Genomic DNA, 18,449 nt, shown 5'->3' with positions numbered 1-18,449 from the left:
GCGGGGGGTCTTTGGGGTGGAGCCGCCTATCGGAATCGAACCGATGACCTATTCATTACGAGTGAATCGCTCTGCCGACTGAGCTAAGGCGGCGTTGCGCCGACGCCCTCGGGGCGTGGTGCGGGGATTAGTCTAGCGGGTCTTCGGGGTGGCGTGTGCATCAGTTGCAGGTCGTGCCGGTCGCCGGGGGGCGGGTCGTCGTCAGGTAGCGGTCGGTGGCGGTGGTGATGCAGGGGTCGCCCTGGAGGTAGGCGGTGTGGCCGTCGCCGTTCAGGGTGAGGAGGACGCCCTGGTCGAGCTGGGCGGCGAGGCTCTTCGACCAGGCGTAGGGGGTGGCCGGGTCGCGGGTGGTGCCGATGACGAGGATGGGCGGGGAGCCCTTGGCCGCGATGGGGCCGGGGGTCTCGGTGGGCTTGGTCGGCCAGTAGGTGCAGGGCAGACCGCCCCACGTGACGAACGGGCCGAAGCGGGGCGAGGCGGTCTTCGTGGACTCCGCGACGCGGGTGTAGGCGGCGAGGTCGGGCGGGCTCGGCTTGTCGACGCAGTTCACGGCCATGTTCGCCGGGGTCTGGTTGCTGTACTCGCCCTTCTCGTCGCGCTCCACCATCGTGTCGGCGAGCGTGATGAGCAGCGTGCCGTTGCGGTCGCGGATGGCCTGGCCGAGGGCCTGACGCAGGTACGGCCACGACTCCTTGGCGTACAGCGCCGTCGCGATGCCCATCACCGCCCACGACTCGGTGACGCGACGGGAGTCGCGCGTGTTCGTCAGCGGCGCGCGGTCGGCCTGCGTCAGCAGTTCGCTGACGCGGTTCAGCGCCGCCGGCGCGGACGAGCCGAGCGGGCACCCGGCCCGGGGGACGCAGTCGGCCACGAACGCCCGCAGCGCCGTCTCGAAGCCCTTCGCCTGCTCGACGAGGATGTCCGTCGCAGAGACCTTCGGGTCGACGGCGCCGTCGAGCACGAGCGCCCGCACCTTGCCGGGGAACTCGCGCGCGTAGAACGCACCGAGATAGGTGCCGTAGGACGCGCCGAAGTACGTCAGCTTCTCGTCACCGACGGCCGCCCGCAGCACGTCCATGTCGCGCGCGGCGTCGCGCGTGCCGACGTGCGGGAGGAGCTTGCCCGAGCGGTCGCGGCAGGCGTCCGCGAAGCCCTTGGACTGGGCGGCGAACGCGTTGATCTCGGCCTGGTCGTCGGGCGAGGCGTCGGTGCCGAAGAACGTGTCGAACTGCCGCCCGGTCAGGCACCGCACCGGGCTGCTCTGCCCGACGCCGCGCGGGTCGAAGCCGATGATGTCGAACCGGCGCCGCAGGTCGGCGCCGAACGCGCGCGCCGCCTGCCGGACGAACTGGACGCCCGATCCGCCCGGCCCGCCCGGGTTGGTGAACAGCGAGCCGATGCGGCGGGACGAGTCGGACGCGGGCAGCCGGATGAGCGCGATGTCGATCGCGTCGCCGCCGGGCCGCGCGTAGTCGAGGGGGACTTCGACGGTGCCGCACTGGAAGCCGTCGCCGCAGTTCTTCCAGGAGACGTCCTGCGCGCCGAACTCCGGGGTGGACGCGGAACCGGGGGCACCGCCGCCCTGGCAGCCCGCGAGCACGAGGAGCAGCGCGGCCACGGCACCGGTGAACGTCGTCGCCCGCACAAGAACCCCGTTTCGTAGCCTGCCGATCACACTCCGCCGGTCATGCCCGCCCATACTGGCATCGGATCTTCCCGGCAGCCACCCGGGGCGAACCGCCCGAATGCGATCAATCCGCCCGCCCCGGCATAGGACCCGCATCACACCGGTTGTCCCGGACATGACTTCCCTGCGAGTGGAGACGAGCGCCAAGCGCGTCCGGGCCTACCTCGCCGGACGCCTCGTGGCCGACACGCGAGCGCCCCGGCTGGTCTGGGAGCACCCCTACTACCCCACGTACTACATCCCGAAGGAGGACGTCCGCGCGGAACTGGAGCCCGGCGGCGCGGACGAACCGCACCGGACGCTCGGCACGCCCACCGTCTCGACGGTCCGCGTGGACGGTGCGGCGGCGCAGGACGCGGCCCGCGCGTACGACGCGCCCGAGCTGGCCGGGCTCGTCCGGATCGACCACCAGGCGATGGACGCCTGGTTCGAGGAGGACCGCGAGGTCTTCGCCCATCCGCGCGACCCGTACAAGCGCGTGGACGTCCTGCCCAGCTCGCGGCACGTCCGCGTCGAGGTGGACGGGGTGACGGTCGCGGAGTCTGCGAGCCCGACGCTGCTGTTCGAGACGGGGCTGCCCGTACGCTTCTACCTGCCGAAGACGCACGTCCGCATGGATCTGCTGGAGCCGACGCGGACCTCGACCGACTGCCCGTACAAGGGCACCGCCGAGTACTGGACGCTCCGCACGGGCGAAACCGCCCACGAGGACCTGGTCTGGTCGTACTCGACGCCGCTGCCGGAGAGCATCGACGTCGCCGGCCTGGTGTGCTTCGACGACGGTCGCGCCGCGCTGTTCGTGGACGGCGAGCGCCACTCCGAGTGAGTTATGGGCACGGGTGAGCGTTTTCCTCACTCGTGCCCACACTCTCCGAGCCGGTTTAGCAGCCGGGCTTACATCAATTAGTGGGACATCTTGCGATGGTGTGATGCCTGTCGCTTTGGGCACAGGACCCCTTGCATCCCTCCTGGACCTACGCGACCGTAGGTTACGGAAACGTAAGTTAGGACCGCCCGGGGAGGCCCGCTTGAGTCCGCAAGCGACGAGACAACGCACACCGGTCCGCCGGCTCGTGTCGGCCACACGCTGGCTGACCACACCCCTGCTGCCCGAGGACTACCTCGGCCTGGTCAACCCCCTGTGGTCGACGGCCGAGCTGCGCGGACGCATCGAGCACATCCACCCCGAAGCCCCCGGGACCGTGACAATCACCATCAAGCCCGGTCCCGACTGGGCCGGCCACCGGCCCGGCCAGTGGGTGAAGATCGGCGTGGACGTCGACGGCGTCCGCCACTGGCGGACGTTCTCGCTGTCCGCGCCCCGCACGTCCGACGGCAGGCTCCGCCTCACCGTCAAGACCAACCCCGACGGCGTCGTGTCGCGCTACCTCGCCGAACGCGCCGAGCCCGGCGAGATCGTGCGGCTGGAGCAGGCCGACGGCGAGTTCACTCTCCCCTCGCCGATCCCCGACCGGCTGCTGTTCCTGACGGCGGGCAGCGGCATCACCCCCGTCATGGCGATGCTGCGGTCGCTCACCGAGAGCGACGCGCTGCCGGACACGGTCGTCGTCCACTCGGCCCGAACGGCCGACGACGTCATCTTCGGCGCTGAACTGCGCGCGCTCGCCGCGCGTCATCCGCGGCTGACCCTGCACGTGCGGCACACCGCCACGGACGGCCGGTTCAAGCCGGCCGACCTGCCCGACGTCTGCCCCGACTGGACGACGCGGGACGCCTGGGTCTGCGGCCCGGCCGACATGCTCGACGAGGCCGAGGCACACTGGCGCACCGCGGACGCCGCGGACCGGCTGCGCGTCGAGCGCTTCCGTCCCGTGCTGGCGGGGGCCGGCGGCGAGGGCGGCCGGGTGCGGTTCTGCGCGAGCGACGTGACGGTGGACGCCGACGGCGCCACCCCCCTGCTGGACGCCGGGGAGAAGGCGGGCGCGCTGCTGCCGAGCGGCTGCCGGATGGGCATCTGCTACAGCTGCGTCGGCCGCCTGCGGTCCGGCCAGGTCCGCGACCTGCGGACCGGCGAGGTGCACGGCGAGGAGGGTCACCTCGTCCAGACGTGCATCTCGGCCGCGGCCGGGCCCGTCGAGATCGAACTCTGACCCCCGAGAGGAGTCACCCATCATGACCACGAACGTCACCGAGCATCTGACCCCGTCCGACTACGCGGCCATCGCCCGGGAACTGGACGCGATCCGCGACGAGATCAGCGCCGACCTCGGCGACCACGACGCCGACTACATCCACCGGATCATCCGGTGGCAGCGCGGTCTGGAGATCGGCGGCCGGGCGCTGCTGATGGCCTCCGTGCTGCCGCCCGCCTGGGTCGCCGGGACCGCGACGCTGTCCGTCGCCAAGATCCTGGAGAACATGGAGATCGGGCACAACGTCATGCACGGCCAGTGGGACTGGATGCGCGACCCCAAGATCCACTCGACGACATGGGAGTGGGACAACGTCTCCCCCGCCGAGCAGTGGAAGCACTCGCACAACTTCGTCCACCACACGTTCACGAACGTCCTCGGCATGGACCACGACGTGGGCTACGGCATCCTGCGGGTCCGCGCCGAGCAGCCGTGGCACCCGGCCAACCTGCCGCAGCCCGTCTACAACGCGCTGCTGGCGATGTTCTTCGAGTACGGCGTCGCGCTGCACGACCTGGACCTGGAGAAGATCCGCAAGGGCACGGCCGACCCGGAGGTCACCAAGGAGAAGCTGCGGCAGATCGGCCGCAAGATCCGCCGCCAGTGGGGCAAGGACTACATCGCGTTCCCGCTGCTCAGCGGGCCGCAGTTCCTGTCGACACTGTCGGCGAACTTCTCCGCGAACATCATCCGCAACGTCTGGGCCCACATGATCATCTTCTGTGGGCACTTCCCCGGCGACGTCGACGTCTTCGAGGTCACCGAGGACCGCCTGGAGGGCGAGTCCAAGGGCGAGTGGTACGTCCGGCAGCTCCTCGGCTCGGCGAACATCACCGGCGGGAAGCTGTTCCACATCATGACCGGCAACCTCAGCCACCAGATCGAGCACCACCTGTTCCCGGACCTGCCCAGCAACCGGTACGCCGAGATCGCGCCGCGCGTCCGCGCGCTGTGCGAGAAGTACGACCTGCCGTACCACACGGGTCCGCTGGCCAAGCAGGTCACGAGCACGTGGAAGAAGATCTTCCGGTACGCGCTGCCCGGTCCGAAGACGGTGCCGGTGCCGCCGCGCGCCCCGCTGGCCAAGGAGGCCGTCGCGGCGTGACGCCGGCTACCAGGCGACGTCGGTGAGATCGTCGGCCTTGGCGCCGAGCGCGCCCTTGCCGTAGAGCGTTCCGTCGGCGCCGGACGCCAGCAGGTGCCCGCCGCTGCCGTCGGCGTCGAGCCGGGCCACTCCGCCGTCGACCGGGCGGGTCCACAGGACGTCGGTGGGCTGCCCGGTCGCCACGGAGTAGGCGCGCAGCGACGTCTGCGCCTTGTCGGCGACACCCGCCAGCACGGTGCCGCCGTCGCGGCTGAGCACGGCGGCGCGCGAGCCCGCCGGGAGCCGCAGGACGGCGCGGCTGGTCTTCAGATCGCCCGCCGCGGCTGTGGTGTCGAGCGTGCGGAGCTGGTGGCGCTTCGCGCTCGGGCTCCAGACGAACGACAGCGTGTCCCCGGCCCAGGAGAGGCTGCCGATCCGCGCGGACGCGCGGGTCGTCCAGACCTTCCGCTCGCCGGTCTCGGCGTTCAGCACGGCGATGCGGCCCGTGGTGCCCTGGTAGGCGACGTAGGCGATGCGGTCGCCGTCCGGGGTGACGGCGAGGTCGGACCAGGCCGTCGAGCGGCCCTTCACCGTCGCGTCGGGGATGGCCGTGAGGGCGGTGGGGCGGCCCTTGTCGTCGAGCTTGAGCCGGTCGAAGGTGACGGTGCCGCCGCCCGCCGACGCGACGACGTAGCTGCGGGCTCCCCCGGCGGCGGCGACGCGCTGGAACCGCCGGTCGGCCGGGGCCGCGACGGGGACGCCCACGTCCTTGCCGGACTTGGCGTCGCGGACGACGAGCGCGCCACCGGCGCGGCGGACGCCGACGACGTAGCGCGGCTCGGTCTTCTTGGCGGGCTTCTTCTGCGCGGACGTGGTGGCCTCGGTCTGCTTGGCGCGCAGGTGGTCCTGGACGCGTTCGACGGTGTCGAGCCCGCCCGCGATCGTGAGCGACGCCCCGACCGCCACGGTGAGCGGGATCAGGCTGCGCCAGGAGAGAAGCCGTGGCCCGTTCCCGGCCTCGTTGTCGTGACCACTCATCGCCTGACGCTTCCACCCTTCCGTCCGCGCACGTGCCCGTCGTTTCTATCTCATCCCGCCCCCGACAAACACCCACATCCACGGAGTCAACCCCGCGTAACGGACGATTGCCGCGCACCAGCCTAAGCCGTCCGGCCCGACTCCACGCCCGTTCCCTGACACCTCCCCGGAACGCTCCACCTCCGCCCACACGACGCCGCGCGAACGCACCCCCGAACGTCCCGTCCTCACCTCGCGCCATGCCGAGCGGAAGCTCCCTCGTGCTCACCGCTGGACCTGTCAGCGGTGAACGTCGGCCCGCCACGGACCCGGCACCCGAAGACCCGAAACGGCCGCCCTACGCCCCAGGTACTCCCCCAACGGCACACGAGCTCGACGCCCGATCCCCGCAGAACCACCCCCACCGATTCCAGACTCAGCCCACGCGCGGGCGCGACGAGCGGGTCGGCCAGCTCGTCTCCGAGCGTCTACTCGATCTCCGCCCACGCGCGGGCGCGACGAGCGGGGCCGAGGTGGGGCCGTCTCGGCCTCGGCTGCTCCGCCCAAGCTCGGGCGCGACGAGCGCAGGCCGAATCCCGTCTCGCGGGCGCGAGGCTGCTGGTTCCTCCCAGACGCCGGTCGCGACGAGGCGGGTCGCGGCGGAGCAGGGGCCGGTGCAGGTCATCCCGCCCACACGCGGGCGCGACGCGTTCGGACAGCGCGCCCTCCGGTCGTCTCGCCCACGCGCGGGCGCGACGAGCCGGACGCGGCGGTTTGGATCGCGAGCCCGCCTCGTCTCGATCAGCCGGGTGTCGCCCTCAGCGAGCCCGGGGCCCGGGGTGACCGATGCGTCCACGTCCTAGCCGCCCGATGCGAGTGAGCGGGCGGCGGCGTCGGCGAGGCGGGGTGCGTAGGACGAGCCGAACAGCACGACGTGGACCAGGAGCAGGTGCATCTGGTGCAGCGGCACGCGTTCGCGCCAGCCGTCGGCGAGCGGCACCGTCTCGTCGTAGGCGGCGAGGACGCGGTCGAGGTGGGGGGCGCCGAAGAGGTCCAGGGCCGCGAGGTCGGTCTCGCGGTGGCCTCCGTGTGCGGCGGGGTCGATGAGGATGCCGCGCCCATCCGACCACAGCACGTTCCCGGACCACAGATCGCCGTGCGTGCGGCTCGGCGGCTCGGGCGGACCCGCGAGGGCGTCGATCGACTCCAGGACGCGCTCGACGCGCCGCACGTCGGCCGTGGTCAGATGCCGTGCGGCGGCGGGCAGGTAGGGCGCGAGGCGCCGTTCCGCGAACCAGCGCGGCCACGGCCCCGGATCGGGCGTGTTGTCGAGCGGGAGATCGGCGATGAAGCCGTCCCACGAGGCGCCGAACTCCTCCGGCCCGGCGGCGTGCAGCGCGGCCAGCTCGCGGCCGAACCGTTCGGCGGCGCGCGCGTCCGGGCTCCGCGTCGGCAGCCACGGCAGGACGAGCGTGCGCTCGTCGGCGTGCACGACCCGCGCCACGGGCGGATCGCCGCCCGCCTCGACGAGCCAGCGCAGGCCGCGCGCCTCGGCGTCGAAGACGCCCGGCGCGGACGCGGCGCGCTTGACGAACACGTCGGTGCCGTCGTCCAGCCGGGCGCGATGCAGCGTCCAGGAGTGGCTGGAGCCGAGGTCGGTGACGTCGTGCAGCGCGCTCATCGGCTGCGGATCTCGTCGAGCAGGCCGGGCATCGCGGCCTCCACCAGCGCGAGGACCTCGTCGAAACCGGCGTCGTCGCCGTAGTACGGGTCGGGAACGTCCAGGTCGTCCCCGGCGGCGGGATCGAACTCGCGCAGCAGCCGGATCTTGTCGCGGGACTCGGCGTCGGGTGCGCGGGCGCGCAGCTCGCGCAGATGGCCCTCGTCCAGCGCGAGGATCAGGTCGTAGCGGTCGAACCAGTCGGCCTCGAACCGCCGCGCCGCGTGGTCGAAGCCGTACCCCGCGCGGCGCAGCACGGCGACCGTCCGCGCGTCGGCCTCCTGACCGGCGTGCCAGCCGTCGGTTCCGGAGCTGTCGACCTCGACGTCGAGTCCCTCGTCCTTCGCGTGCCGGCGTAACACCTGCTCGGCCATCGGCGAGCGGCAGATGTTCCCCGTGCACACGAACGTCACCCTGAATGCCATGTCCCATGGGTATCAGCCGAGCGGCCCCCGGCGTCGAGACCGGGGGCCGCCTGTGGATAACTAGCGCCGGACGGCGTTCAGCGCGCTGATGATGCCCGCGCCGTAGAAGCCGTTGCGGCCCTTGGTGCCCTCGCACGTCTGCGTGGAGCTGTTCCGCACCCAGCTACCGTCGGCCGCGCGGGTGTACCAGACGTACTCCTGCGTGCGCGGCGACGGGCACGCCTTGGGCGTCGCCGTGCCGAGCAGGCGGCGTTCCACGGCCGCCGGGCTCATGGTCAGGCCGCCCCTGCGATCCTTCTTCCCGTACTTGCTGACGATCAGCGCCGCGACGCCCGCCGCGTGCGGCGCGGCCATCGAAGTGCCCTGGATCGACTGGTAGTACGCGCACGTGCCGCCCTTGCAGTCGCGCACGACGCGCGGCGTGTTCGGCGTTCCGTCGGCGTTCAGCTCGCCGCGCTCGCGGGCGATCGACTCGGGGTAGGCGGCCCAGATGCCGAGCCGGTCGTCGGCCTTGCCGTCCGGGTTGTCGACCTTGTCGCCACCGGGCGCCGCGACCTTGACGTAACCGTTGCCGTAGCTGGAGTAGTACGCCTTGCGCTCGCTGATACCGGTGGACGACACCGGGATCACGTGGTTGCCCTCGGACGGCATCGACTGGCAGCTCGGGTGGATCGTCCGCTCCCGCGGCTCCTCGCCCGGCTCGGACGCGAAGTTCGGGCTGCCGGTGTCGGTGAGCGGCTTGGTGTAGTCGACGCGCTGGTTGCCCGCCGCCGAGACGAGCGTGACGCCGTTGCGGTAGGCGAAGTCCAGGGCGCGCTGCGCCGCCTTGATCACCGTGGCCTGCTCACGCCGGTCGGCGGGCGAGTCGGCCGCGTTGTTCGTGCAGTTCCACGCCCACGGGTCGATGTAGTAGCTCATGTTGACCACGTCGATGCCGTTCTTGCCGGCGAACGTGAGCGCGTCCACGGTGGGCTGGAGGAAGAAGTAGCCCGAGTCCTGCCCGGCGCGCAGGTTCACGATCTGGACGTTCGGGGCGACGCCCGCGATGCCCAGGCCGTTGCGCGGCGAGGCGATGGTCGACGCGACGTGCGTGCCGTGCTCGTTCTCGTCGACGTCCGCCGGGTCGTTGCAGGAGCCGTCCGGCTCGTCCTCGCAGGGGCCGTCGACCTCGTTGCCGTTGGCGTCCGTGGGGACGTCGACGGTGAAGTTGCGGCTGAGCGCGCGGTTGAAGTTGGGCTTGATGTCCGGGTGGTCGCCGTCCACGCCGGTGTCGATGACGCCGACGATGACGCGGCGGTCGCCCGGCTCGGTGCGGTGCGAGCCCTTGGCGGTGGCGCCGATCTGCTTCATGTCCCACTGGAGGCCGGCGAGGGGCTCCTCGCCCTTGGGCCTGCCGAAGTCGAAGCGGCCCTGCGTGCCGGCGAGTTTCTCGTCGGTGTCGCGGCTGCGGGCGTGCGCGTTCTTGGGGGCCTTGCCGATGATCTGCTGCGAGGCGGCGCCGTCGAGGGCGGCCTGCGCCGCGACGGCCGCGCCGAAGTCGCGCGTCCGGGTACGGACGGTGGCGACGCCAACGTCGGTGTTCTCGCGGACGATCGTGGCGCCGACCGCCTTGAGCGCGGCGCGCGCCGCGCCGAGCGAGGCGCCGTCCTTGTAGAGGACGACGTATTCGGTGGCCTTGTCGGCCTGGGCTGGCTGCGCTTGCGCGGTGACGGGGGCGGCCAGCGACGCCGCGGTGGCGACGGCGCAGGCGGTGGCGAGCAGGACACGCCGCAAAGCGGACCTCCTGACGGATGGGTGCGCCCGGGAGGGGCCGGGCGCTTGGCCAGGAGACCGTAGGTTCGGCACGGTTGAGGCTTGCGTACGTGTTTATAACGAAGCAGGACAGTTTGCGTTAAGACGTCACAGATTGCGACGTTTAGAGGCGGGAAAAGGGGCCGCGAAGAAAGTTATCCACAGGGCTCGCGGAGGACGGCCGGGCGTCATCGCGTCGATCTAGCATCGCGGCATGGAGGGATTGCGGCGGAGACTGGGGACGTCGGACGCGGTGGTCGTCGGGCTCGGGGCGATGCTCGGTGCCGGGACATTCGCGGCGCCGGGGCCGCCGGGGGCGGCGGCTAGGTCGGGGCTGCTCGTCGCGCTGATGGTGGCGGCCGGGGTGGCGTACTGCAACGGGATGTCGTCGGCGTGGCTCACGACGCGGTACCCGTCGTCCGGCGGCGCGTACCCGTACGGGCGGGAACGGCTCGGCCGTTCTGGGGTACCTGGCCGGACGCCGCGCACGACGGTGAAGGCAGGTCGGAATTCAGACTCGCGATGCTGTGCGGGGCGGTGGACGTGGGACGGAGATCCGGCCGCACTATGCCGCACCGGGCGGCGGAAGCCGAGCGGAGGTCCGGTGGCGTGGCGCCGGGCAGGGTGGTGGAGGAGGGGCGAGGGACCGGCCGCACGGTCCCGCGCGGGGCCGCGAAAGTGGGGGAAGGGCCGGTGGCGTGGTGCTGTGCGGGGTGGTCGAGGTGGGGTGGAGGGTCGGGAGTGGGTTTTGTGCATGGTGGCGGGGCTCGCGGGGGTGGTTGGTCTTGGGTTTGGCGGCGGGGTGTGGCCGGGGGTGGGGGTCGTTGGTGTGCGGGGGTGGTGGCGTTGCCGTGGGTGTGGGCGTCGGGGGGATCGTGGTGCTGGGAGTGGGGGTCGTCGTGTACTTGGCGGGGGGTGTGGCGCGGTAGTTTGCAGGGATGACCACGTCCGCCGAGGCTGTGCCCGTCGCTGAGATCGGGCGGGAGATCGCCCGCCGTCGTACGTTCGCGGTGATCAGTCACCCGGACGCCGGCAAGTCCACGCTCACCGAGGCGCTCGCGCTGCACGCCGCGGCGATCGAGGAGGCGGGCGCGGTGCACGGCAAGGCCGGGCGGAAGGGCGTCGCGTCCGACTGGATGGCGATGGAGCGGGCGCGCGGCATCTCCATCACCTCGTCGGTGCTGCGGTTCGAGTTCGACGACGTCCTGCTCAACCTGCTCGACACCCCGGGCCACGCCGACTTCTCCGAGGACACCTACCGCGTCCTCGCCGCCGTCGACGCCGCGATCATGCTGCTCGACTCGGCGAAGGGTCTGGAGGCGCAGACGCTCAAGCTGTTCGACGTCTGCCGGCACCGGGGCGTCCCCGTCCTGACGTTCGTCAACAAGTGGGACCGGCCCGGCCGCGAACCCCTCGAACTGCTCGACGAGGTCGAACAGCGCATCGGGCTCAAGCCCGCCCCGCTGAACTGGCCCGTCGGCATCGCGGGCGACTTCCGCGGCCTCATCGACCGCGAGACGGGTGTCTTCACCCGCTACCGCCGCACGCCGGGCGGGGCGACGAAGGCCGTGTCCGAGGTCGTCGACGAGGACCGCGCCCTCGAAGAGGAAGGCGACGCCTACGTCACGGCCGTCGAGGAGATCGAGCTGCTGCGCGAGATCGGCGCCGACCTCGACGCCGAGGGCTTCCGCTCCGGCCGGGTGACGCCCGTCCTGTTCGGTGCGGCGCTGCCCAACTTCGGCGTGCGCGAACTGCTCGCCGCCATCCGCGACCTCGCCCCGCCGCCGTCCGCCCGCGCCGACATCGACGGCGACCCGCGCGATGTCACCGCGCCGTTCGCCGGACAGGTCTTCAAGGTGCAGGCCGGAATGGACCGCGCCCACCGCGACACGCTCGCGTTCGTCCGCGTCTGCTCCGGCCGGTTCGAGCGCGGCATGTCCGTCACGCAGGGCCGAACCGGGCGTCCGCTGGCGACCAAGTACGCGCAGACGATGTTCGGCCGCGACCGTGAGACCGTCGACCTCGCCTACCCCGGCGACGTCATCGGGCTGTCCGGCACCGGCGGTCTCGTCGTCGGCGACACCGTCTACGCCCGCACCCCCGTGACGTTCCCGCCGATCCCGGCGTTCGCGCCGGAGCTGTTCGCCGTCGCCCGCGCCAAGGACAAGGGCCGCACCAAACAGTTCCGCTCCGGCATCGACCAGCTCGACGGCGAGGGCGCCGTCCAGGTGCTGCGCAGCGACCTGCGCGGCGACCAGGCGCCCGTCCTCGCGGCCGTGGGGCAGCTCCAGTTCGAGGTCGTGGCACACCGGATGGAGACCGAGTTCAACTCCCCGGTGGAGCTGACCCGCCTCGACTACACAACGGCCCGCGTCACCGACGCCGCGTCCGCGCCCGTCCTCGACGCGCGCAACGGCGTCGAAGTCCTGACCCGCCGCATCGACGGCGCGCTCATCGCCGTCTTCACCGACAAGTGGCGCCTCAACGCCGTCCAGCGCGAGCACCCCGAACTGACCCTCACCCCCATGCTCGCCGCCGGTTCCTGACCGGGCGCCCGGTCAGGTGGCGGGGCGGCTGAGGCCGAGGTGCAGCGCCAGCGCGCCGAGGACGGTGCCGGTGACGTAGCGCTGGACGCGCTGCCAGGTGGGACGGGTGCGCAGGAACGCGGCGGCGGTCCCCGCGCCGAGGACGATGAGGCTGCTCACCGTGACGGCGACGGCGATCTGCGCGAGGCCGAGGATGAGGCTCTGCACCGCGACGGACCCGCGCGACGGGTCGATGAACTGCGGCAGCAACGACATGTACAGCATGGCGATCTTGGGGTTCAGCAGGTTCGTCACCAGGCCCATGGTGAAGAGGCGCAGCGGCGGGTCGACGGTGGTCCCGCCGGTGTCGAACATCGACGTGCCACCGGGGCGGAGCGTCTGCCAGGCGAGCCACAGCAGGTACAGCGCGCCCGCGATCTTCAGCACCGTGTACAGCGCGGGCACGTAGGTGAACAGCGCGGACAGCCCGAACGCGGTGGCGCACATGTAGCACGCGAAGCCGACCGCCACCCCCGCGAGCGACACGAACCCGGCCATCCGCCCCTGCGTCACCGATCGCGTCACGAGATAGACCATGTTCGGCCCCGGCACGAGCACCATGCCCAGCTCGACCAGCATGATCCCGAGCACCGCACCGGTCGTCACCATGCCGATCATTCAACAGCGCGGGGCCGAACGGCCGCAATCCGATTCACCCCCGCCCCACGCGACCCACCCGCCCCCACGCTGCACGGACACCGAAATCGCGCGGCCGTGCGGCGACGCACATCGCTGTCACGTGCCGCCGTCCCTCCGCGCACCCCGGGATCAGGCGCCGGGCTGAGATGTCCACCGCCGCGCGGACACCGGGATCACACGCCGGGCGGAGACGCCCACCCGCTCCGCGCACGCCGGAATCACACGGCAGGCGGCGACGCCCGTGCCTCCGCGCTCGTGGGGATCACGCAGCCGGGTGGTGCGGTTTCGGGGGTCGTGGAGGCGCGTGTGCGGTGTCCATGGGGTCAGGTCCGGGGTGGTGGCGGGTGGAGTTCGCGGTTGTGTTTCGCGCGTTGTGTGACGGTCGTCGGGGTGTTCGGGCGTTGGTCAGGTTGTGGGGCCGCTCAGGCCGAGGTGGACGGCCATGCCTGCGAGGACCGTGCCCATGACGCGGCGTTGGACGCGCTGCCAGGTGGGGCGGGTGCGCAGGAAGGTGGCGATGGTCCCGGCGCCGAGGACGATGAGGCCGTTCACGGTGAGCGCGACGGCGATGTGGGCGAGGCCGAGCAGAAGGCTCTGGACGGCGACCGAGCCGCGCGACGGGTCGATGAACTGCGGCAGCAGCGACACGTAGAGGACGGCGATCTTCGGGTTGAGCAGGTTCGTCACGAGACCCATCGTGAACAGGCGGCGCTTCGTGTCGTGGGCGGTCGTGCCGGGCTCGAACGGGGACGCGCCGCCGCGCAGCGTCCGGTAGGCGAGCCACAGCAGGTAGAGCGCCCCGGCGACCTTGACGGCCGTGTACAGGGCGGGGACGTGCGTGAACAGCGCCGTCAGGCCCACCGCCGCCGCGCACACGTACACCGCGAAGCCCGCCGCGACCCCGGCCAGCGAGACGAACCCGGCGCCGCGCCCCTGCGTCACCGACCGCGACACCAGGTAGATCATGTTCGGCCCGGGCGTCAGCACCAGGCCCAGCCCCACGGCCATCACACCGAGTACGGCCCCCATCGTCACCATCACCCCAGCCAACCTGCTCGTATCGGCTCGGTGCAATACTTCGCATTGCATTCAGAGCAAGAACGCAGCGCGGCGACCGCCCCCGGCCGGACGCCGAATGTGCTGCGCCGTGCCCCCTCGGGCGGGTTCAGCGGACGGAAGGTCGAGATGGAGTACCTGCGCATCGCCGATCGGATCGCGGCGGAGATCGCGGGCGGGCGGCTTCGGCCCGGGGACAGGCTGGCGCCGCAGCGGGTGTTCGCGCGGGCGGAGGGGGTCGCCGAGTCGACGGCGGCGCGGGTCTACGCCGAGCTGCGGCGGCGCGGGCTGGTCGTCGGGGAGGTGGGGCGCGGGACGTTCGTGCGCGCCGCGCCGCCGCGCGCCGATCCGGCCGTGGCCGAGCCCGCCGCCGAGCCCGTCGACCTGCGGTTCGGTCATCCGGTCGTCCCCGGGCAGGCGCGGCTGCTGGCGCGCGGCCTGGACCGGCTGCTGCGCCCGGACGCGCTCGCCGACGCGCTACGCCCCGCGACCACGGCCGGGAACGCGACACTCCGCCGCGCACTCGCCGCCCTGTGGACGCGCCCCGGCGGGCCCGACGCTTCCGGCACCGGCGCGGGCAATGCGGCATCCCGGGCAGGCGCGCGACCCGGCCGTTCCGGCATGGGCAGTGCGGCATCCCAGCCAGGCGCCCCACCCGGGTTGCCCGGCACCGGCAACGCGACACCCCAGACAGGCGAACAACCCGGGCGATCCGGCATCAACACGACCAGTGCGGCATTCCGGTCAGGCGTGCGGCCCGACTGTTCCGACATCGACGCGGGCGGTGCGGCGTCCCAGGCAGGCGCAGAACCAGGGCGATCCGGCGCCAGCGCGGGCGGTGCCGCGTTCCAACCAGGCGTGCGACGTGGGCGATCCGGCATCAGCGCGGGCAGTGCCGCGTCCCGGACAGGCGTGCAACCCGGGCGTTCCGACATCGACGCGGGCGGTGCCGCGTTCCAGGCAGGCGCGCCGACCGGCCTTTCCGGCGCAGATGGACGAACCGGTGCCTTCGGTGACGGTGCTTGGCCCGGTTGGGGGGCCGATGTCGAGGGGGTCGTGGTCGCCGGGGGTGGGCGGCAGGCGTTGGCCGCTGTCGTCGCGGCGTTGGTGCGGCCCGGGGAGCGGCTGGCCGTCGAGGACGTGAGCTATCCGATGGTGCGGGTGCTGGCGGAGCGGCTCGGGGTTCGGCTCGTGCCGGTGGCGATGGACGGCGCCGGGATGCGGGCCGACGCGCTGCTGGACGCCCACCGGCGCGCCCCGGTCGCGGCCGTGTACGTGCAGCCGACGCTGCACAACCCCTACGGCGTCACGATGCCGGCGTGGCGGCGCGCGGAGCTGGCGGACACCGGCCTCACGCTGATCGAGGACGCCGTCTGGGCGTTCCTCGAACCGGACGCCCCGCCCCCGCTGGCCGCGTTCGCGCCGGATCGCGCGGTCCTCGTGGACGGTCTCGCCAAGCGCTGCGCGCCCGGCCTCGGCGTCGGCTACGCCCTCACCCCGCCGCACCTGACCACACGGGTCGCCGACGCGGTCAGGGACGGCGCCTGGGGCGCGTCCGGCTTCGCGGTGGAGGCCGCGACGGGCTGGCTCAACGACGGCACGGTCGCCGCTCTCACCGACGCCAAGCGCGCCGACGCGCGGGAGCGGCAGCGGCTCGTCGGGAACCTGCCCGGCACGGTCCGCACCGCGCCGCACTCGTACTTCTGCTGGTGGGAGCTGCCCGCCCCGTGGCGGGCCGAGACGTTCACGGAGGCCGCGCGCCGCGCGGGCATCGCCGTGGCGCCGGGCGAGGCGTTCGCGGTGGCGCGCGGCAGCGCCCCGGCGGCGGTCCGGCTGGCGCTGTCCGCGCCGCCGCCCGACGTCCTGCGGGACGCCCTCGACCGCCTGGCGGCCCTCGCCGCCGGGGCGTTGTGAGCCGTCACCGTCACGGCGACCGTTCATGAGGCCACCGGACCTCCTCCCGCCGGGAGCGCGTCTGTGCGGTTCGCGCGTAAGCCCGACGGGCGGTGGGGCGGGGCCGCGGACGCGCTTCCGGCATCGTGCAGTTCGCCATGCCGGGCGTGCGACGCGTGTGCCAGGTGTTCGATACTGAGCGCGATGGTTTCCTACTCTCCGCGTTACAAGGCGGTCGCGTTCACCGTGGCCGCCGGGCTGGTCGGCGGTGGTCTCGCCGGGCTTGCCCCGAATCGTCACGAGCGGGGGCCCGACCCGACGCGGGCGCTGCTGGAGGCGCCGCGCGGGCCGCTGGCGACGGCGCGGACGGTGGTGCCCCGCGCCGAGGCCGCCGGATACGGCGGTGGGACGATCTACCATCCGGCGGAGATGCGGACAGGCGAGACGTACGGCGCCGTCGCGATCATCCCGGGCCGCAACGGCCCCCAGTCGGGCATGTCCTGGTACGGCCCCCGGCTCGCCTCCCACGGGTTCATCGTGTTCACGATCGACGCGCTGCGCCCGCTGGACCGTCCGCCCGCGCGCGGCGCCCAGCTCCAGGCGGCCCTCCAGCAGCTCGCCGTGCGGAGTCCCGTCGCGACGCACGTGGACGCGGGGCGCCTCGCGGTCATGGGCCACTCGCTCGGCGGCGCGGGGGCGCTGGAGGCGGCGAAGGCCCGGCCGGGGCTGCGCGCGGCGATCCCGCTGACGCCCTCGGACGTCGCCGGTCCGGACTTCTCCGGCGTGCGGGTGCCGACGCTGATCCTCGCGGCCGAGAAGGACACGGTCGCGCCGCTCGGCCGGCACGCCCGGAAGTTCTACCGGGCGATCCCGCGCGGCACCGAGAAGGCGTACGTGGAGCTGGCCGGGGCCACGCACGGCTTCCCGAAGCTCCCGCATCCGACGGTCGCGCGGTACACGATCGCGTGGCTGAAGCGGTGGGTGGACGGCGACCGGCGCTACGACCGCGTCCTGTGCCCGAGCGGGCGCCGCGAACCGGCGGTGTCGTTCCAGCGGGACACCTGCCCGCACGATTGACCTGCGCGGCGGGCATGATCGCGGCGCGTTCCGGGCACGTCCAGACGGGGTGATCGTTCGGAGAGAGGGCGTCATGGACGGTGTGCACGGACTGTCGGGGCTGGCCGGGCTCGGCGGCGACCCGCTCGCCATCTACCTGAACGACCACCTGGCGTCGGTCGTGGGCGGGGTGGAGCTGGCGCGGCGGACGGCGGGCGCGCTGGCGGACGGCCCGTACGGCGCGGCCCTGGAGCGGGTGGCCGAGCAGTTCGCCGACGACCGCGACGCCCTGCGCGACGTCATGGAGACGCTCGGCCTGCCGGTGCGGCACTACAAGGCGTGGGCGGCGTGGATGGCGGAGAAGGCGGGCCGGGGCAAGCTGAACGGCCGCGTCCTCGGGCGGGCGCCGCTGAGCGACGTCGTGGAGCTGGAGGGGCTGCGGCTCATCGTCACGCACAAGGTCGCCGTGTGGGAGACGCTGCGGGCGCTCGCCGCCCGCGACACCCGGCTGGACGGCGACCGCCTCGACACCCTGATCGTCCGCGCCGAGCAGCAGGCCCGCGTCCTGGACGACTTCCGCCGCACCCTCGCCCTGGAGACGTTCGCCCCGGTCTAGGACGTGTCAGCCGCGCAGCACCTCGCGGGCGGGTCCGACCGGGAGCAAGGCCGTGTCTGACACGCGGCCGGATATGGACGGTGATGAGCGACGAGACGGTGCGGCTGACCGGGTTGATCTACGAACTCGGGCTGTTGAAGCGCTACAAGCGGGCCGGGTGGCACGTGGCGGGGGTGGCGGTGCCGGAGAGCATCGCGGACCATTCGTTCCGGGCGGCCGTCATCGCCGCCGTGCTCGCGGCGATGGAGGGCGCGAGTCCCGAGCGGGCGGCGCTGCTCAGCCTTTTCCACGACTCGCAGGAAACGCGCCTCACCGATCTGCCGCTGCTCGCGAAACCGTATGTGACGCGCGCGCCGAACACCGAGGTCACCGCCCGGCAGACGCGCGGTCTCCCGCCCGCCGTCGCGGCGCTGATCGGCGGCGTCGTCGGAGAGTACGAGGCGAGGGAGAGCCCCGAAGCGCTCTGCGCCCGCGACGCCGACAAACTCGAATGCCTCTTCCAGGCCCTCGAATACGGCCATCAGGGCAACCCCGCGACCGGCCCGTGGGTCGACAGCAACCGCGCCCTCCTGCGCACCGCGTCGGCGCTGCGCCTCGCGGACGCCGCCGTCGCGACGGACTTCCTCGACTGGGTCAAGGCGGCCGTGGACGACGAGCGCTGATCCCGCTTGCGGTCAAGCCGGGGAGGGCAGGGCATCGCCGGTGTGTCCGGTCGGTGAACAGCCGG

16 protein-coding genes, 1 tRNA gene and 1 pseudogene are annotated in these 18,449 nt (G+C 72.8%); 9 read left to right on the top strand and 9 right to left on the bottom strand.

The window, feature by feature from the left end:
• Window positions 1-17: 17 nt before the first annotated feature.
• Window positions 18-93: transfer RNA gene (locus C229_RS0108350), tRNA-Thr, on the bottom strand.
• 67 nt (window positions 94-160) lie between these two features.
• Window positions 161-1,645: an alpha/beta hydrolase gene (locus C229_RS0108345; protein ID WP_018654619.1), complete on the bottom strand. Its 1,485-nt coding sequence runs from the start codon at window positions 1,643-1,645 to the stop codon at window positions 161-163.
• A gap of 157 nt (window positions 1,646-1,802) precedes the next feature.
• On the opposite strand from C229_RS0108345, the gene C229_RS0108340 reads away from it, so the two are divergent.
• The 3 genes from C229_RS0108340 (at window position 1,803) to C229_RS0108330 (ending at window position 4,945) form a co-directional block, all read left to right on the top strand.
• Entirely contained in the window at window positions 1,803-2,513 is a 711-nt protein-coding gene (locus tag C229_RS0108340; protein ID WP_026313573.1) for a DUF427 domain-containing protein, read from the top strand.
• Between the two features lie 247 nt (window positions 2,514-2,760).
• The gene (locus C229_RS0108335; protein WP_018654617.1) at window positions 2,761-3,798 is read left to right on the top strand and encodes a ferredoxin reductase; all 1,038 of its coding nucleotides are present in this window, start codon (window positions 2,761-2,763) and stop codon (window positions 3,796-3,798) included.
• A gap of 22 nt (window positions 3,799-3,820) precedes the next feature.
• Window positions 3,821-4,945: a fatty acid desaturase family protein gene (locus tag C229_RS0108330; RefSeq protein WP_018654616.1), complete on the top strand. Its 1,125-nt coding sequence runs from the start codon at window positions 3,821-3,823 to the stop codon at window positions 4,943-4,945.
• 6 nt (window positions 4,946-4,951) lie between these two features.
• On the opposite strand, the gene C229_RS0108325 is transcribed toward C229_RS0108330, so the two are convergent.
• The 5 genes from C229_RS0108325 to C229_RS34870 all read right to left on the bottom strand — a co-directional run bounded on the left by C229_RS0108325 (window position 4,952) and on the right by C229_RS34870 (window position 10,279).
• A complete protein-coding gene (locus C229_RS0108325; RefSeq protein WP_018654615.1) occupies window positions 4,952-5,962 on the bottom strand; it encodes a hypothetical protein in 1,011 nt (336 codons plus the stop codon).
• Window positions 5,963-6,800: 838 nt separating this feature from the next.
• A complete protein-coding gene (locus C229_RS0108320; RefSeq protein ID WP_018654614.1) occupies window positions 6,801-7,622 on the bottom strand; it encodes a fructosamine kinase family protein in 822 nt (273 codons plus the stop codon).
• The gene (locus tag C229_RS0108315) at window positions 7,619-8,086 is read right to left on the bottom strand and encodes a low molecular weight protein-tyrosine-phosphatase (RefSeq protein ID WP_026313572.1); all 468 of its coding nucleotides are present in this window, start codon (window positions 8,084-8,086) and stop codon (window positions 7,619-7,621) included. Before C229_RS0108315 ends, C229_RS0108320 begins: the two co-directional genes overlap by 4 nt.
• 60 nt (window positions 8,087-8,146) lie before the next feature.
• The gene (locus C229_RS0108310) at window positions 8,147-9,859 is read right to left on the bottom strand and encodes a S8 family serine peptidase (RefSeq protein WP_018654612.1); all 1,713 of its coding nucleotides are present in this window, start codon (window positions 9,857-9,859) and stop codon (window positions 8,147-8,149) included.
• Between the two features lie 219 nt (window positions 9,860-10,078).
• Complete coding sequence (locus tag C229_RS34870; protein ID WP_033423950.1) at window positions 10,079-10,279, bottom strand: hypothetical protein; 201 nt, start codon at window positions 10,277-10,279, stop codon at window positions 10,079-10,081.
• A gap of 536 nt (window positions 10,280-10,815) precedes the next feature.
• Between C229_RS34870 and C229_RS0108305 the strand changes: the two genes are divergently transcribed.
• Window positions 10,816-12,423 (top strand): peptide chain release factor 3, encoded by a 1,608-nt coding sequence (locus C229_RS0108305; RefSeq protein WP_018654611.1) that lies wholly within the window; start codon window positions 10,816-10,818, stop codon window positions 12,421-12,423.
• Window positions 12,424-12,435: 12 nt separating this feature from the next.
• On the opposite strand, the gene C229_RS0108300 is transcribed toward C229_RS0108305, so the two are convergent.
• Complete coding sequence (locus C229_RS0108300; RefSeq protein ID WP_018654610.1) at window positions 12,436-13,071, bottom strand: LysE family translocator; 636 nt, start codon at window positions 13,069-13,071, stop codon at window positions 12,436-12,438.
• A 435-nt stretch (window positions 13,072-13,506) separates the two neighbouring features.
• A complete protein-coding gene (locus tag C229_RS0108295; protein WP_026313571.1) occupies window positions 13,507-14,139 on the bottom strand; it encodes a LysE family translocator in 633 nt (210 codons plus the stop codon).
• A 147-nt stretch (window positions 14,140-14,286) separates the two neighbouring features.
• Here C229_RS0108295 and C229_RS36040 point away from each other — a divergent pair.
• From C229_RS36040 to C229_RS0108275, 5 genes and pseudogenes are all read left to right on the top strand, one after another.
• A pseudogene (locus C229_RS36040) lies at window positions 14,287-14,421 on the top strand (PLP-dependent aminotransferase family protein); the annotation flags it as partial.
• Window positions 14,422-15,213: 792 nt separating this feature from the next.
• Complete coding sequence (locus tag C229_RS36035; RefSeq protein WP_018654607.1) at window positions 15,214-16,071, top strand: aminotransferase class I/II-fold pyridoxal phosphate-dependent enzyme; 858 nt, start codon at window positions 15,214-15,216, stop codon at window positions 16,069-16,071.
• Between the two features lie 183 nt (window positions 16,072-16,254).
• Window positions 16,255-17,127 carry a dienelactone hydrolase family protein gene (locus C229_RS0108285; RefSeq protein WP_018654606.1) on the top strand — a complete coding sequence of 291 codons (873 nt, stop codon included), beginning with the start codon at window positions 16,255-16,257 and terminating at the stop codon, window positions 17,125-17,127.
• 73 nt (window positions 17,128-17,200) lie between these two features.
• Entirely contained in the window at window positions 17,201-17,722 is a 522-nt protein-coding gene (locus C229_RS0108280; protein ID WP_018654605.1) for a hypothetical protein, read from the top strand.
• 83 nt (window positions 17,723-17,805) lie between these two features.
• Entirely contained in the window at window positions 17,806-18,384 is a 579-nt protein-coding gene (locus C229_RS0108275; RefSeq protein WP_018654604.1) for an HD domain-containing protein, read from the top strand.
• Window positions 18,385-18,449: the final 65 nt, after the last annotated feature.

Source organism: Actinomadura flavalba DSM 45200 (genome assembly GCF_000374305.1).
Classification (GTDB): Bacteria; Actinomycetota; Actinomycetes; order Streptosporangiales; family Streptosporangiaceae; genus Spirillospora; species Spirillospora flavalba.
The sequence above is the reverse complement of the archived record's forward strand: the minus strand, read 5'-3'. Positions and strand labels throughout refer to the sequence as shown.

Coding starts and splice junctions, on each gene's coding strand:
- C229_RS0108340 (WP_026313573.1), top strand. CDS start 1,803: ATGACTTCCCTGCGAGTGGAGACGAGCGCCAAGCGCGTCCGGGCCTAC.
- C229_RS0108330 (WP_018654616.1), top strand. CDS start 3,821: ATGACCACGAACGTCACCGAGCATCTGACCCCGTCCGACTACGCGGCC.
- C229_RS0108325 (WP_018654615.1), bottom strand. CDS start 5,962: ATGAGTGGTCACGACAACGAGGCCGGGAACGGGCCACGGCTTCTCTCC.
- C229_RS0108320 (WP_018654614.1), bottom strand. CDS start 7,622: ATGAGCGCGCTGCACGACGTCACCGACCTCGGCTCCAGCCACTCCTGG.
- C229_RS0108315 (WP_026313572.1), bottom strand. CDS start 8,086: ATGGCATTCAGGGTGACGTTCGTGTGCACGGGGAACATCTGCCGCTCG.
- C229_RS0108305 (WP_018654611.1), top strand. CDS start 10,816: ATGACCACGTCCGCCGAGGCTGTGCCCGTCGCTGAGATCGGGCGGGAG.
- C229_RS0108300 (WP_018654610.1), bottom strand. CDS start 13,071: ATGGTGACGACCGGTGCGGTGCTCGGGATCATGCTGGTCGAGCTGGGC.
- C229_RS0108295 (WP_026313571.1), bottom strand. CDS start 14,139: ATGGTGACGATGGGGGCCGTACTCGGTGTGATGGCCGTGGGGCTGGGC.
- C229_RS0108285 (WP_018654606.1), top strand. CDS start 16,255: ATGGTTTCCTACTCTCCGCGTTACAAGGCGGTCGCGTTCACCGTGGCC.
- C229_RS0108280 (WP_018654605.1), top strand. CDS start 17,201: ATGGACGGTGTGCACGGACTGTCGGGGCTGGCCGGGCTCGGCGGCGAC.
- C229_RS0108275 (WP_018654604.1), top strand. CDS start 17,806: ATGAGCGACGAGACGGTGCGGCTGACCGGGTTGATCTACGAACTCGGG.